The following is a 15,550-nucleotide window of genomic DNA, read 5'->3' as shown; positions in this document are numbered from 1 at the left end:
GGCTCCCTCCCCCTTCCGCCCCTCACGGTGCCGGTGGGAAAGAACGGCTCGGTGGGCCTGGAGTTCAGCGCGGAGCTCGACAAGAAGGTCAAGAAGGCGGACGGCTACACCACCGTGGAGCTCTCCGCGGAGATGTCGGTGGGCGCGAACGCCGAGCTGGACATGAAGAAGGTGACCGTGGGCGGAGGCGTCTCCCGCGCGAACACCCAGACATACGAAGTGAAGATGAAGGACGAGGACTTCGAGAAGCTGAAGCAGGGCAAAATCGCGCCGCCGCATCCGCTCAAGCCGGAGACGATTCCGAACGGCGCCTCGGTGAAGATGGACGCCGCCGAGCTCAAGGGCTTCTCCTACAACGGCAGCGTGGACGTGAAGGGCGTCGACCTGGGCCTCGGCGAGGAAATCCAGAAGGGCCGTGGCGTCTCCTTCGAGACCTCGAAGGATGACAAGGGCCAGGTCACCGTGACGGCGGGCCCCACCGACCTCATCAAGAGCGGGGCCTCCGTCAGCGTCGGCGCGGCGGGCGCCACGGTCTCCCTCAACGGGAGCACCGAGCTGACCGACTACAAGATGCGCACCGCCACGTTCGACGTGAACACGAAGGAGGGCAAGGACGCCTTCGAGCAGTTCGCGAAGACGAAGCAGCTGCCGGAGAAGGACGGCGCGGGCGTCTCCGACTCCGCCACCGTCGACAAGCTGGAGCTCTCCTCGGACGCCAAGGTGAAGCTGGAGCTGGGCCCCCTCAGCAAGGAGTTCCAGGCCGTCCCCGAGAACGGCGGCAGCATCACCATCACCACCAAGGGTGATGGCTCGCGGGACACGGTGCTGGAGACCAAGGACGCGGACGGCACGCGGCTCGACTACAAGCGCAGCTTCGACAAGGACGGCAAGGAGGTCTTCGACAAGGACAAGTTCGAATACAAGATGTTCATGGAGGGCCTGTCCGGCGGCGCCGAGTACACGTTCGCGCAGCAGTACAACGTCGACCAGCACGACTTCGACAAGAAGAAGGACATCGAGCTGACGTTCTCCGGAGACCAGCTCACCGAGCTCGCCGATCGCGCCCGCGACTTCAAGTCCCGGTGGGAGAGCCACTCGGGAAAGATGGCGACGAACCAGTTCGAGTTCGTCCAGAAGCTCGCCAACGCGAAGGACCCGGCCGAGGTCGCCGAAATCCTGACGTTGACCAAGAACGCCCCGCGAGGGCTCGGCGGTCTCGCGGAGGACCTGGGCCCCCTGCACGTCCCCGGCAAGCCGCTCCCGGGTGACATCCAGGCCCGCCACCGCGACAACGTCGGCTGAGTCCACCCGCGCTCCGGGGCCACCACACACTCCGGAGCACGGCGCGCGCCCGCGTGGCCGTCTCGCGCTAGAACGCGCTCCCTGGACCCACCAGGGAGCGACACGGGATGGACGCCAAGGAGCTGGAAGCAAGAGCGCGCGCCGAGGGGACGCCCGTCATCATCGGAGACACGGCCACCTTCGTGTGGCGTGGGCGAGGCCCCGTCTTCGTCCAGGGTGACTTCCAGGACTGGAGGGGCGAGCCGCTTGCGCTGGAGCGCGTGGCCCCCGGCCTGTGGACGCGCTCGCTGGCGCTGCCCCGCGACGCCTATGTCGAATACGCCCTCTTCGATGCGCACGGCCAACGGCTGAAGGACGACTTCAACACCCGCGTCTCCGACAACGGCTTCGGCGACGTCAACCACGCCTTCTACATGCCCGACGGCGGGCCCTCGCTGCCCCTGCGACGCCCCCGGGGCGTGCCGCGCGGCCGCGTCACCCGCCACCGCGTGGACATGTCCGACGTGGGCCTGGATGGACAGCGCACCGTGCACCTGTACGCCCCGCCGACGCGAGAGCCGGTGCCGCTCCTCGTCGTGCTCGACGGAGACGACTACCTGCGCCGCGTGCGCCTGCCGGAGCTGGTGGACACGCTGGTCGCCGACGGCCGCATGCAGCCCGTCGCCCTCGCGCTCGTCTCCAACGGCGGCCTGACGCGCGGCGTGGAGTACGCGTGCAGCGAGTACACCGTGGCCCTGCTGCTGTGGAAGGTGCTGCCCCTGGCGCGGGAACACCTTTCGTTGGTGGACGAAAGACACAACCCGGGGGTGCATGGGGTGCTGGGCTCGTCGCTGGGCGGGCTGATGTCGCTCTTCATCGGGCTGCGCGCGCCGGAGACCTTCGGGCGGGTGCTGTCGCAGTCGGGGGCGTTCATCGTGGAAAACCACGAGTTCGTCGTGTTCGATCTGGCGCGGCACGTGCCCCGGCGCCCGCTGGAGGTGTGGATGAGCTGCGGGCGCTTCGAGGTGCTCCTGGAGGGCAACCAGCGACTGGGGCCCTTGCTGAAGGCCACGGGACACCGGGTCGAGTACCGGGAGTACAGCGGCGGGCACAATTACCCGGCCTGGCGGGATGACGTGGTGCGTGGGCTGGAGTGGCTGTTTCCCCCGCGGCCCGCGGCCAAGCGCCGGTAGTTGCTGCGCTTCTTCAAGTGTCTTCTGGCGGTCATCAGCGCTGCACTCGCGCGTGTGCCACCTCACCTTTGCACTGGACGCAACTGGCGCCGGGGGCGTCCGATAACTTCCTTGAGACTTCCCGGAGCCATGCCCGCACCGGCTCGCAGTCTTCCTGGAGCGCACTCATGTCGCGCATTGATGGTGGCAACCGTTCGTCCTCGCCGAAGAGCTCCGTCTCGGAGCGCTCCAGCACGGAGCGGCCGGACTCCGCCTCCAAGGGCGCGCAGCAGAGCCCCGGAAAAAAGGACCTCCCGGCACACCAGGCGGTGAGGCCGTTCCAGGGACGCAGCGACTTCGAGCCGGACCGTCGTCCGACGCCGCGCGCCACGCCGGCCATCAACGCCGCGCTGGCGCCCGCCGCCTCGGAGGCTTCGGCCATCGCCGGAGCGGACGCGGAGCTGGAGCTGCTCTCCGAGTTCCCCGATGCCGACGCCCAGGGTGGTCTCGCCTCCGCGATGCTGCATGCGCACGCGGACGAGCCCGCCTCCCAGGCGCGAATCGTGGAGCGGCTGAAGCAGGACGGCCGGCTGGAGTCGCTGTTTGGCGAGGTGTTCCGCGAGGGCAACCCCTACGTGGAGCAGCCGCACCGCGCCGCCGTCGTCCGCGCGCTCGACACCGCGATGGCGCGAGGCACCGTGACGAGCGACGACCTGCGCACCTTCACCCGGGGCGCCTACGCCCAGGAGTGGCAGCAGATCGGCTCCGAGCTGTCCACGTCGGACGCGGGCCCGAGCAAGCCGTAGCTTCCCCTGACGTTCCACCACCGTTCGCACCATGGGTGAGTCACCCATGGAGACGGTGGACGTGTGTCAGGCGCCGAGCCGCCCGATGAGCGCGCCTCGAACAGCCTGGGCGACGGCGCGTGAGTCACCGGCGAGTTCCTCGGGCAGCCAGTAGTAGAGCAGCCGGCCACTCGTCTCAACCTGGGCGCGGACGAAGCGCATGCCCTGGGCCTCCGCGCGCTCGGGGCTTCGGGGGAAGCATTGCTTGCACAAGCAGGGCAGCGCGGAGTGTTCCTGATGCGCGGTGAAGTTGATGGGGCCACCTCCCGCGCTCGCGAGCAGGAGCTCCGCGTCCGTCGAGGTGAGGACGCGAGGCGTCTGGAGGGACATGCCCAGCGCGCCCTTCGCGGCCTGGAGGCCCTTGCCGGATTCGAAGCGCAGCGTGGGAATGGCGGATGTGACGTCGGTGATGGGGATGCGGTTCTTCCGACCGACCCAGCCCTCGTCATCGGAGGACAGGCCCTCCAGCACGGCGACGAGCCAGAGGGACTCGTTGGGCGGGCGCACCGTAACGAGGAAGAGGCGTCCACCGTCTTCGAGCGGGGACAGGTGCCTGCTCTGGCTGCGGTAACGGTCCGTCGGCAACACCTGGCCGGGTGAGAGGCCGGTGGCCTCCTTCTCGAAAATCGCCTTGCTGATGATGGCCAGCATGTCGGGCATGTCCGCAGTGTAGCAGGGCGCCTAGAGTCCCTGGCGATGCTCGAACTGGACCTGGCCACCGTGCGGTTGCTCGATGAGGACGTCACGGTGCGGCGCGAGGCGGCGAGCGCGGTCGATGCCTCCGAACTGGTGGGGCGCTTCGCGCTGAGGCAGGCCCTGCTCACGGATGAGGACGCGGAGGTCCGGGCCATCGCCGCGCGGCGGCTCGGCGATGCGCGGGATGGACGCTTCATTTCCGCGCTGCTCGAAGGGCTCGACGACCCGATGCCGATGGTGCGGGACAGGACGTGGCGGGCGCTGGCGCGATTGGGCGCGGAGGCGCTGCTGCCTCACGCGGTGCGAGCGGTACGGCAGGAGTCCGTGTGGTGGGTACGAAGGGCGATGGTGCGGGCCTCGGCCTCCGTCGCGGGCACGGGTGCGGTGGGGGTGTTGCTCGCCGCGCTGGAAGACCCGTTCTGGCGCGTGCGTCATGCGGCGGTGCAGGCGTTGGCGTGGCTGGGGGCGGAGCACGAGGACCTGCGGCAACAGGTGCGTCGGGCCGCGGAGGCGGGGGAACAGGCCCACGGTCCGATGCGCTCGGCGGTGGCGTGGCTTGAGACCGAGTGGCGCGCCGTGGCTTCGGGTGAAGCGGGTCCTCGTCCGTTTGAAGCAGAGGGCTCCGCGACACGGCAGCGCGTCGCCGTGGGAACCGCGGCGAACTCCCGGACCGAGGACACGGGCGCAGGCGACACGACTGCATCGACGGCGCTTCCGCAATCAGGTGGTCAGGTCAGCAGCGAGGGTCCACCCAGCCCGCCAGAGCACTCTCACGCGACCGCATCCACGGAGATGGAAGCAGGGCTCACCAGTGAGGACCCGGCGGTCACCACCGCGAGACTGGAGGCTCGACCCGCCGGGTCCCTCTCCGCGCGGGAGCTGGTGGAGTGGCTGGGAGATCCGCACGAACCTCTTCGCGTTCTCGCGCGTCGGCGACTCCTCGAGCGTAAGGACTCGGAAGCGCTGCGCCTCGCGATGCACTGGTTGGACGAGCCGCGCGTACCACACGCACAGGACGAAGCGCGCGCGTTGCTGGAGCGTCTCAACGTGGACGAGGTCGACCTCGCGACCCGCGTCCTCGCGGCGCTCCCTCGTCCGGGCTCACTGGCCTGGGCCGCGCGTGTCGCGGTGAAACAGGGACACGAGACACTCCTTGCTCGGGTGCGCACGCTGGCGAGTCACCCCGAGGCCGCCATCCGCCGCGCGGCGCTCTCCGCGCTCGTATTCGACCCGGACAGTCGAAGCCTCGTGTTGAAGGCTCTCGACGACGAGGACACCGCCGTGCGCGCAGAGGTCATCGGCGCATGGGAGCGCCGGCCCCGGTCCACCGCCGCCGTCCAGGACTTCGCCTCGGCGCTGGTGGCCTTCGCGCCGCGCGCTACCTCTCCCCGAGAGCGGCGGGCCGTCGCGACAGCCGCCGCGTACCTGGAAGCCTCCGAGCCACTTCTCCACGCCTCTCAAGACGAGGATCCCTCCGTGCGCGCGGTGGCACTGCAAGCCCTCGCGTCCCTGGATTGGCTCACGGAGACCGAGCGTCAGCACGCCGAGTCCCACGAGGACCCGTGGCTGCGCGCCGCCGTGCTCGACGTCGACAGCGCTGCCCAGGTCTGCCTCGCGGATTCAGACCCGAGCGTGCGGCGCATGGCGTTGCAGCTCGCCCTCTCGCACGGGCGCGCGCTCGCAGTGGAGGACCCTTCGTTCCAGTCCACCCTCGCGCTCGGCTGCGCCCTCTCTCCCGACCCGTGGATACGAGCCCGCGCCGCCGAGCAACTCCGACCCGAGAACGGAGACGCGGAGCTGCGCGCCCTGCTGCGCCTGTCGCGCGACACCGAGCTGATGGTCCGCACGGCGGCGGCCTCTCCGCTGGAAGACTGCGACACACTCGATGCACGACTGGAGTCCTTGCTGGGCCTGCCGGCCACCGATGCGCCCAACGCGCGACCGGGCGCCTCACTACTCCAAGCCGTTCACGACAAGTTGCCCACACCCGAGGCCTCGATACTGGAACGAGGCGTCGAGTCGGACAGCCCTCCCAACAAGTTCCACACAGTGCCCGCCTCGCCACTGGAGCGACTCGACACACGCGACACGCGACAGGCAGTGCCACCACGCCAGCCCGCTCCCGACAGCGACACGGACCTGCGCATTGCCGCATGGACCTGGCGCTTGCGCCGCGCGGATGACAACGCCTTCGCCCGACTCCGTGACGCCCTGCTCGCCCACGCCGAGCCCTCTCGCGTCGTCACCCATCTGCAAGCGCTGTCGCTCACCTTCCCCGATGCGCGCTTCACCGCCGAGCCCGAGCTCGCGCGTCTCCGCCCCACCTCCGCCCCGCGTCAGCGGACCACCCCATCCCCGCGCCCAGCGCCTCCGCCGCGAGCCTCGTCCCGCTCCCTGGGCCGCACGGGCCTGAACGTCTCGCCGCTCGTCCTCTCGGGCGCGCACCTCACCACGCGCGAGCCCTTCTTCGAGGCGCATGAGGCCGGCATCAACACGTTCTTCTGGGAACCCCGCTACGCCGCATTGACCCAGTTCCTGCGCAGCGGTCGCGGCCCTCGCGAGCGCTCCGTCATCGTCGCGGGCACCTACCACTCGGGCCCAGGCGCCATCCGTCGCGACGTGGAGTCCGCGCTGCGGCGCCTGCGCACCTCCTGGCTCGACGTCTTCCTCCTCTTCTGGGTCCGCGCCCCCGAGCGACTCTCCGACGAGGACTACTCCGCGTTGGAGCGCCTGCGCACCGAAGGCAAACTGCGCGCCTTCGGCTTCTCCACGCACCTGCGAGACCTCGCCCGCGCCGCACTCGCGCGACAGCCCTGGCCCGTCGTGATGACCCGCCACAGCGCCGCGCACCCGGGCGCCGAGGCCGCGCTCCTCCCCGAGGCCCAGCGCCAGGGCACCGGCGTGCTCACCTTCACCACCACCTGCTACGGCCGACTCCTGCGCCCCGTCCCCGGCGCACCCCAGGACACCACCCTCCCCTCCGCGGTGGACTGCTACCGCTACTCGCTCTCCCAACCCGGCGTCAGCGCGAGCCTCACCGCGCCACGCAACCGCCGCGAGCTGCTGCACAACCTCGACGTGCTGTCCCGCCCCTGGATGGAGCCAGATGCCCTGTCCGCCATGCTCGCCCACGGCGAGCGCGTGCGAGCACAAGGGCGACAGCTCGACACCCTGGTGCGTCGTGCGCCCGGAGGGCCTCGGGAAGCCCTGCTCGCACTACTGGAAGAAGATGGGCTCGCGGAGTTCGACGACCTTTCTTCAACGTGAAGGATGTGGTGAGCTTCGCTCCGCTCCTGGGGCCGCGTGCAGCCAGCCTTTCGTCCGCGATGTCACGTCGCGGCTGCCGATGACACCCATTGAAGGACGACGCGGTACGAGGTCCGCCTGGCGGGCTTCCCCGACCTCGTCCGCCTCTGCCGTGCAGGTGGCGGCGTCCCCAGGAGCTCGTGGTTCCCACCGCACCGGTGGCCCTGGAGCGCTGAATGGACCTGGTCTCACTCCTCCTCGAGCTCAAGCCCTTGATGGAGGACCCGGAGGCGCACTTCAGCCGCATCGCCGAGCTGCTGGAGCGTCACCAGGGGCTCGCCGAATACGAAGTGGCCCGCTTCTACGTCAGCCGCCACTGGAGTGAGACCGTCGCGCGGCGCCTGGGCAGCGTGGACCCCCGCGAGCGCCTCCAGGCCGTGCGCCTCATCCCCCTGCTCTTTCCCCGCGTCGCCGCCGCCGGACATCTGCGCCGCCGGGTGAAGGACGCTGACTCCCGCGTGGCCTCCGCCGCGCGCGCCGCCGTGCGCAAGCTGGGCCTCGCGGACGTGTCGCTTCCCGACAGCCGCGTGGAGCCGCCGAGGCGCCCGAGCCCCAGGTCCGTGGGAGGCTGGAACCCCACGGGCTGGCTCTTCGGCCTCTACCCGGGGCTGCGCGACGACGAGGTGAAGCGCAAGCCCGCCGCCACCGAGAACCTGCCCCCACTGCAATCCCGCGAGGACGTGGCGAAGCTGGTGGGCGTGGACGTCGCGGAGCTGGACGCGCTGATGCGCCCAGGCTCCGGCGCGGGCTCCGGCTACGTGGAGTTCGAGACGCCCAAGCGCTCCGGCGGCGTGCGCCGCATCTGCGCTCCCCGCGCGAAGCTCAAGGCCGCGCAACGTGCCCTGCTCGAGGGACTGCTCGCGCACCTGCCCACGCACCCCGCCGTGCATGGCTTCGTGCCCGGCCGCTCCACGGTGACGAACGCCGAGGCACATGTCGGCGCCCACGTCGTGGTGCGCGTGGACCTGGAGGACTTCTTCCCCACGGTGCACTACCGCCGGGTGAAGGGCTTCTTCGAGGCCCACGGCTACAACGACGAGGTGTCCTCCACCCTCGCGGGCCTCACCACCTGGCGCCCCAAGCTCCCGGACGGCACCGTGGTGTGGCCCGGCGTGCTTCCCCAGGGCGCGCCCACCTCGCCCGCCATCGCCAACCTCGTCTGCCGCCGCATGGACGCGCGCCTGCACGCGCTCGCGAAGAAGGCGGGCGCTTCCTACACCCGCTACGCGGATGACCTGTCCTTCTCCTTCGCCAGTCCTCCGGAGCGGCTCGGCCGCTTCCTCTGGTGGGTGAACGCCATCCTCCAGCAGGAGGGCTTCTCCGAGAACGGCGCCAAGCGCCGCGTCATGCGCCAGGGAGGACGCCAGCGGGTGACGGGCCTCACCGTCAACCAACGGGTGGCCATCCCTCGCGAGGAGCGCCGCCGCTTCAAGGCCATCCTCGCCAACTGCCGCAAGCACGGCGTGGAGTCCCAGTCCCGAGGCCGCCCCAACTTCCCGGCCTGGCTGGAGGGTTACGCCGCCTACGTGCGCATGGTGCATCCGGAGCTGGGCGCGCGCTGGCAGCGCGAGGTGAAGGAGCTGCTGACCTCATGAGCGACCTCGATGCACTGCTGGCGAAGGTGGTGGCGGACCCCACCAACGACGCGCCGAGGCTGGCGTGCGCGGATGCACTTCAAACCGTGGATGCCGCGCGCGCCGAGTTCATCCGTGTGCAGCTCGCCCTGCCCGGGCGCATGGACCCGGCTCGACGCCGCTCGCTCCAGTCGCGCGTGCGGGAACTGATGGACGCGAATGGCCGCGCCTGGCTCAAGCCCCTGCGCGACGCGAAGGTGCATGAGCCGCGCTACCACCGGGGCTTCATCGAGGAGCTGAGTCTCGCGGAGGACCGGCTCGCGAAGCACGGCCCGGAGTTGTTCGCGCTGGAACCCGTGTCCCGGCTGTGCGTGGACACGCGCGACGGCAAGGGCCTGGAGCACGCCGCCGAGCAACCCTGGTTCTCCCAGGTCCGCTGGTTGCGCCTGGAGGGCTCCGGCGTCGATGCGGCGACGAAGGCCCTCGCGGCCTCACCTCGGGCCGGAAACCTGTCGGGCCTGGTGCTCGCGGGCGCGAAGGACACCGCGGTCCGTGCCCTGGTCGAGAGCAAGGCTCTGCCCGCGCTGCGCTCCGTCAGCTTCTCCAGCGGCGCGCTGACGGACACGAGCGCGGAGGTGCTCGCGAAGGCGACCCTCGTGTGGGAGCGGCTCTATCTGTCCGGCTCCGGCCTGTCCGACGAGGGCGTGGCGACGCTCGCGGGCGCGAAGGGCCTGGGCGCGCTCCAGTGGCTGACGCTCAACCGCAACGAGCTGAGCGACGAGGCCGCGGAGGCGCTCGCGAAGAGCAAGGGCCTCACGGGCCTCGAACGTCTGGAGCTGTCGCAGAACGACCTGAGCGAAGAGGGCGCGCTCGCGTTCCGCACCGCCAAGGCGCTGCCGAAGCTGCGGCGCCTGGAGCTGATGGAGATGGGCCTGGACCGCGACGAGCTCGGCCCGCTCGTCAAGCGACTGGGTGCCGGACTGCGACTCTGAGCGGCGCGCAGCCCGGTACACCGGGGCGAAGACAGTCATGCCGTCATCGCCCCGGAACCGAGCGCGGCCTCAGGGCAGTGCCACGGCCCCCGGCACGGCACGCTGCCCTGGCACCCCCACGCCCAGCGTCCCGTGGAAGTTGGTGCCCCAGCTCAACGCCGTCCCTTCACCGTCGAGCGCGACGGAGAAGTCCGTGCCGGCGGAGACGGAGTTCGCGCCTCGAAGGCCCTTCACCCGCGTCGGCTCCAGTCGCGGGGAGCCGTCTCCGGTGCCGAGCTGTCCGTGCGAGTTGCGCCCCCAGGCCCAGACCTCGGAGCCCACGGCGAAGGTGTGGCTGGCCCCGACGCCCAGCGACACCACGCCCGCCAGTCCCGGAACCGGCGAGGCGAAGATGCGCGTGGACAACCCTCCATCTCCCAGCTGGCCATGGTCGTTGCTGCCCCAGGTCCAGACGGTGCCGTCGTCGCGCAGCGCCACGGAATGGTAGCCCCCCGCCTGCGCGGACTTCACCCCTTCGAGCCCCAGCACCTGGAAGGGTGAGGTGCGGTTGGTGGCCGTCCCCTCGCCCAACTGCCCATGCGCGTTGTGGCCACAAGCCCAGAGCGTCCCGTCCGAGCGCAACACCAGCGTGTGGTGCTCACCGCCCGATACCGCCACCGCGCCCTCCATCCCCACCATGCGCGTGGGGACCTGACGCGCCACCAGCGTGCCGTCGCCGAGCTGCCCGAAGACGTTGTAACCCCAGCTCCACACGGAGCCGTCCTCCCGCACCGCCAGCGAGTGGTAGCTGCCCGCGGACAGGGCCACCACCTTGTCGAGCCCCACCACCTGGACGGGCCGCGGGCGCGGCGTGGTGGTGCCGTCACCCAGTTGCCCGAAGACGTTGTTGCCCCACGCCCACACCGTGCCGTCCTCGGCCAGCGCCAGCGTGTGCCACGCGCCAGGAGAGACCGCCTGCATCTTCGGCAGCCCCTGCACCGTGGTGGGCATCGCCTGGCTTTCGATGGTGCCGTCGCCGAGCTGCCCGTAGCCATTGCCGCCCCACGTCTGCACGGTGCCATCCTCGAGGAGCGCCACCGCGTGCTGGTACCAGGCCCGCAGGGACAGCACGGGAGCGAAGTCCTTCGACGTCGGAAGCTTGACCGCCACCGGCGCCGTCCTCGGCCCCGACTCCACCTCGCCGAGCTGGCCGTATTCGTGGCTGCCCCACGAGCGAGCGCTCTCGTCGTCCAGCAGCGCCAGCGAGTGCTGCTCGCCCGCGGCCACCTCCGCGACCTGCGTGAGCGCCAACACCTGCACCGGCGTGAAGCGCAGGTAGTGGGTGCCTTCGCCCAGTTGTCCGTAACCGTTGTCACCCCAGGCCCACGCCGTGCCGTCCTGACGCACGGCCAGCACATGGTGCGGGCCCGCGGCCACCGCCTTGATGTTCGTCGGCAGGAGCACCGGCTTCGGCGTGCTCCTCGGAATGTTGGTGCCATCCCCGAGCTGCCCGGAGTTGTTCGCGCCCCAGCTCCACACCGTGCCGTCGTGCAGCACCGCCAGCGAGTAGGCCCGGCCGACGCTCACGCTCACGGCGCCCGCGAGCCCCGTCACCCGAAGAGGCACCGTGCTCGCCGTCGTGGTGCCATCCCCGAGCTGGCCCTTCTCGTTCGCGCCCCAGGCCCACACCGCGCCGTCCTGTCCCACCGCCAGCGCATGCGCTTCACCCATCACCACGGAGGCGATGCCCGACAAGCGCTTCACCTCCATGGGCGTGGCGCGGTCCACCAGGCCTCCTTCACCCAGCTGCCCGCTGCCATTGGCGCCCCACGTCCACACCGTGCCGTCCACGCGCAGGGCCATCGAGGCGTCGCCCCCCGCCGCCACGGCCACCACGCCCCACAATCCCTCCACCATCGCCGGCAGGAGGCGCGGCTTGACGGTGCCATCCCCGAGCTGCCCGCGCTGATTGGCGCCCCACGACCACACCGTGCCGTCGCAGGCGAGGGCCAGGGAGTGCTGACCTCCCGTCGCCACGGAGCGGGCGCACGGCAGGCCCTGAGTGGGCACGGGCGATGCGCGGTAGGTGGCGGTGCCATCTCCGAGCTGCCCCGACGCATTCTGTCCCCACGCGAGCACGGTGCCGTCGGCGCGCACGAGCATCGAATGCGAGCTCCCCGCCGCGAGCCGCCGTCCCTGTCCCAGCCCGCGCACCTGCACGGGCAGCGCGCTCCAGCCCGCCGCCCCGATGCCGAGCTGACCAAAGCGGTTGTAGCCCCACGCCAACGCCATGCCGTCCTGGCGCACCGCCAGCACATGCAGGTAGCTGCCACCCAGCAGCTTGATGCCGGAGGCACCGGGCACCACGCCGGGCACCACGCGCGAAGTGACTCCGCCATCCCCCAGCTGCCCATACATGTTGGCGCCCCAGCTGCGCAGCGTTCCGTCCAGGCCCAGCGCCATGGAGTGGTACAGACCTCCCGCGACGGAGGACACCCCCGTCAACCCCGGCACCTGCACGGGGCGGAACCGGTCGACCCAGGAGCCATCGCCCAGCTGCCCCTCCGCGTTGTCGCCCCACGCCCACACGGCGCCGCTCTCGAGCACGGCCAGCCCATGCGCCGCGCCCGCGGCCAGGGCCCTCACGCCCGTCAGCCCCAGCACCGGCACTGGTGACTCGCGCTGGACGCCGCCGCCATCCCCCAGTTGTCCCTCGAAGCCGTCACCCCAGGCCCGCACCGTGCCGTCGGCGAGCAGCGCGAGCGAGAAGTAGGTCCCCGCCGCCACGGACACCACATTCGACAGGGCCTTCACCGGCACCGGCGTGAGGCGGTCCTTCGTGGTGCCGTCACCCAGCTGGCCCACGCCGTTGTAGCCCCACGTCCACACCGTGCCGTCACCGCGCAGCGCCACCACGTGGCTGCCTCCCGCGGCCAGGGACGTCACGCCACTCAAGCCCACCACCTGCACCGGCGTGAGACGGTCCTTCGTGGTGCCGTCACCCAGTTGCCCGTTCGCGTTGCGTCCCCAACCCCAGACCGTGCCGTCGCTGCGCAGCGCGAGCGAGTGGTGTCCGGACGCCGTGACGGAGCGCACGTTGCCGAGGCCCAACACCCGCACCGGCGCGTGACGCTCGGCGGCGGTGCCGTCTCCCAGCTGCCCGTAGTAGTTGCGCCCCCAGCCCCACACCGAGCCGTCCGACAGCGCGGCCAGCGAGTGGAAACTGCCCGAGGCCACCGAGGTGACTCCGGACAGGCGTGTGACGACCTCTGGAGAGAGCAGCCGCTCGGAGCTGCCGTTGCCCAGTTGGCCAGAGGTCCCATTCCCCCAGGACCACAGCGTCCCGTCGGCGCGCAGCGCCACCGCGTGCTGCGTCCCCGCCGCCAGCGCCGTCACCGAGCCCAGCCCCCGCACCTGCACGGGAGAGCTGCTGTCGGTGGTGGTGCCGTCGCCGAGCTGCCCCTGCGTGTTGCGGCCCCAGGCGAACACGGTGCCGTCCTCGACGCGCACCAGCGAGCCGGCGTCCTGCGCGGCCACGGACGTCACTCGCGAGAGTCCCGCAACCTGCATCGGCGTGGGACGGTCCGTCCAGGTGCCATCGCCCAGTTGGCTGGAGGCATTGCCACCCCAGGCCCACACCGTGCCGTCCGAGCGCAGCGCGAGCGCGTGGTAGATGCCCGCGGACACGGCGGTGACGTTCCCGAGGTTCATCGCCTGCGTCGGCGCGAGGCGCTGGGTGAAGGTGCCGTCGCCCAGCTGTCCGGAGGCATTGGCGCCCCAGGCCCACACCGTGCCGTCCGCGCGCACGGCGAGGGAGAAGTCGAAGCCAGCACCGAGGGCCACCACGTTCGTCAGGCCGACGACCGGGGCCGGAGTGAGCGCCTGCTGGGTGTGACCGCGACCGAGCTGGCCGTAGAAGTTGCTGCCCCATGCCCACACGGTGCCGTCGGAGCGCAGCGCGAGCGAGTGGAACTCACCGGCGGCCACGGACACCACGTCTGCGAGCCCGGGGACCTGGCGCGGCGTGGCGCGGTCCACGGTGGTGCCGTCACCCAGCTGCCCGGAGGAGTTGCTGCCCCACGTCCACACCGTGCGGTCGGAGCGCAACGCGAGGGAGTGGGAATCACCGGCCACGACGTGGGTGATGTCCTTCAGTCCCGGTACCTGCCCGGCGAGGACGCGCTGGAAGGACTTGTCGCCGGTGCCCAGCTGCCCGGAGGCATTGCCACCCCAGGCCCACACGGTGCCCAGCGGCGTGACATAGAGCGAGTGCTGCGCGCCCGCCGCCAACCTGGGGGCCGCGGCCGCCAGGGCCTGCGAGCGCGTGGCGACCGCTTCCGTCGGGACGACAGGCGCGACGGGCGTGGAAAATCCTTCGCACCCCGCGGTGAGCAGAACGCTCAGCACCAAGACCAGCGGGAACTTCTGCCCCGCCTTCAAGTTGTCCATCCGCATCACTTCGCCTCCAGCGCGAGAAGCGGCCGTCCATACCTCGTGTCCTTGGCGGATGAGAAGCGTCGTGCATGGGCACGCGCACCAGGAGGAGGACGGCGCGACGGGAAGACCCCGCACGGGACGCCTGAGTCACACCCTTTCGGGAGCCTCCTCCACGGCCAGGCAGGCGGGGTGCACGCACGGGGCGATTCACGTTTCTTCACGAGGAATGCGTTGCGGCGCGTCGAGGCCGGGCGAGTATTGGGGCGACCATGGACTCACCGGCGCGCTTCATCATCTTCGCGGTCCTCACGAGCCTCATCACCGTGGGGGTCCACATCTACCTGTACCGGCGCCTGTTCGCGGACACGTCGGAGGACCGGAGCTGGCGCCGGGTGGGCATGGCGGTGATGACGGTGCTGGGCGCACTGCTGGTGCTGTCCTGGTCGGTGACGCGCTTCCTGCCGATGGACGCCACGTTCGCGGTGGCCACGGCCGTGTGGATGTGGATGGGCGCGGCGACGTACCTGCTGTTCGCGCTGTGGGCCATTGGCGGCGTGCGCGCCCTGTCGCGGAGGCTGACGCGGGCCCGGGCGGCCACGGCCGACGGCGTGAGCCTGGCCACGCTTGGGGGTGCGGGCGCCGTGGCGATGACGCAAGCGCCCTCCGTGGACCTCTCCACGAGTCCGGCTGGAGCGGCGAGTCAGGTCGAGGTGCCGGAAGTGGATGTGGCGCGGCGGCGCTTCCTCGCGCGAGCCACGGCGGGCGGCGCGCTGCTCGCGTCGGGGAGCCTGACGGGCTACGGGACGTGGAGCGCGTTCCATCCCCCGGTGGTGAATGAAGTCGCGGTGCGGCTGCCCGGACTGCCTCGGGAGCTGGATGGCTTCACCCTGGTGCAACTGAGTGACATCCACGTGGGCCCCGTCATCCAGCGCAAGTTCATGGACGAGCTGGTGGCGCGGTGCAACGCGTTGCGCCCGGACCTCGTGGCCATCACTGGGGACCTGGTGGACGGGAAGGTCGCCTCGCTGGGGCCCTCGGTGGCGGCGCTGCGGGAGCTGCGCTCACGGCACGGCACGTACTTCGTCACGGGAAACCACGAGTACTACTGGGACCCGGGTGCCTGGGCGGGAGCGCTGGAGGGCATGGGGGTGCGGGTGCTGCGCAATCGCCATGTGCGGATTGGAGACGCGGGGGCCTCGTTCGACCTGGTGGGCGTGGATGACTGGTCGGCGGGGCTGTCGGGCGCGAAGCAGGGCTATGACTTGAAG

8 protein-coding genes and 1 pseudogene are annotated in these 15,550 nt (G+C 71.0%); 7 read left to right on the top strand and 2 right to left on the bottom strand.

Annotation, left to right across the window (positions count from 1 at the left end; translation table 11 throughout):
- The 3 genes and pseudogenes from HR086_RS34830 to HR086_RS34820 form a co-directional block, all read left to right on the top strand.
- Positions 1-1,302 (top strand): annotated as a pseudogene (locus HR086_RS34830) (hypothetical protein); the annotation flags it as partial.
- Between the two features lie 107 nt (positions 1,303-1,409).
- Positions 1,410-2,474, top strand: coding sequence for an esterase family protein (locus HR086_RS34825; RefSeq protein ID WP_174454426.1), 1,065 nt, complete (start codon positions 1,410-1,412; stop codon positions 2,472-2,474).
- Positions 2,475-2,641: 167 nt separating this feature from the next.
- Positions 2,642-3,259, top strand: coding sequence for a hypothetical protein (locus HR086_RS34820; RefSeq protein ID WP_141640934.1), 618 nt, complete (start codon positions 2,642-2,644; stop codon positions 3,257-3,259).
- A 66-nt stretch (positions 3,260-3,325) separates the two neighbouring features.
- Here HR086_RS34820 and HR086_RS34815 read toward each other — a convergent pair whose 3' ends face one another.
- Entirely contained in the window at positions 3,326-3,958 is a 633-nt protein-coding gene (locus tag HR086_RS34815; RefSeq protein WP_174467796.1) for a hypothetical protein, read from the bottom strand.
- 36 nt (positions 3,959-3,994) lie between these two features.
- Here HR086_RS34815 and HR086_RS34810 point away from each other — a divergent pair, with 36 nt between their 5' ends.
- The 3 genes from HR086_RS34810 to HR086_RS34800 all read left to right on the top strand — a co-directional run bounded on the left by HR086_RS34810 (position 3,995) and on the right by HR086_RS34800 (position 9,866).
- Positions 3,995-7,261: an aldo/keto reductase gene (locus HR086_RS34810; RefSeq protein WP_174467795.1), complete on the top strand. Its 3,267-nt coding sequence runs from the start codon at positions 3,995-3,997 to the stop codon at positions 7,259-7,261.
- A 215-nt stretch (positions 7,262-7,476) separates the two neighbouring features.
- Positions 7,477-8,895 carry a reverse transcriptase family protein gene (locus HR086_RS34805; protein ID WP_174459834.1) on the top strand — a complete coding sequence of 473 codons (1,419 nt, stop codon included), beginning with the start codon at positions 7,477-7,479 and terminating at the stop codon, positions 8,893-8,895.
- Positions 8,892-9,866 carry a TIGR02996 domain-containing protein gene (locus tag HR086_RS34800; protein ID WP_174467794.1) on the top strand — a complete coding sequence of 325 codons (975 nt, stop codon included), beginning with the start codon at positions 8,892-8,894 and terminating at the stop codon, positions 9,864-9,866. Before HR086_RS34805 ends, HR086_RS34800 begins: the two co-directional genes overlap by 4 nt.
- Before the next feature lie 69 nt (positions 9,867-9,935).
- On the opposite strand, the gene HR086_RS34795 is transcribed toward HR086_RS34800, so the two are convergent.
- Positions 9,936-14,300: a chromosome condensation regulator RCC1 gene (locus HR086_RS34795; protein WP_174467793.1), complete on the bottom strand. Its 4,365-nt coding sequence runs from the start codon at positions 14,298-14,300 to the stop codon at positions 9,936-9,938.
- 251 nt (positions 14,301-14,551) lie between these two features.
- On the opposite strand from HR086_RS34795, the gene HR086_RS34790 reads away from it, so the two are divergent.
- Positions 14,552-15,550, top strand: a 999-nt coding sequence (locus tag HR086_RS34790) for a metallophosphoesterase (protein WP_174467792.1), incomplete at its 3' end; no start/stop codon positions are given.

The sequence above is a fragment of the Myxococcus sp. CA039A genome, from assembly GCF_013336645.1.
Classification (GTDB): Bacteria; Myxococcota; Myxococcia; order Myxococcales; family Myxococcaceae; genus Myxococcus; species Myxococcus llanfairpwllgwyngyllgogerychwyrndrobwllllantysiliogogogochensis.
This window is presented reverse-complemented; position numbering and strand designations above follow the sequence as displayed.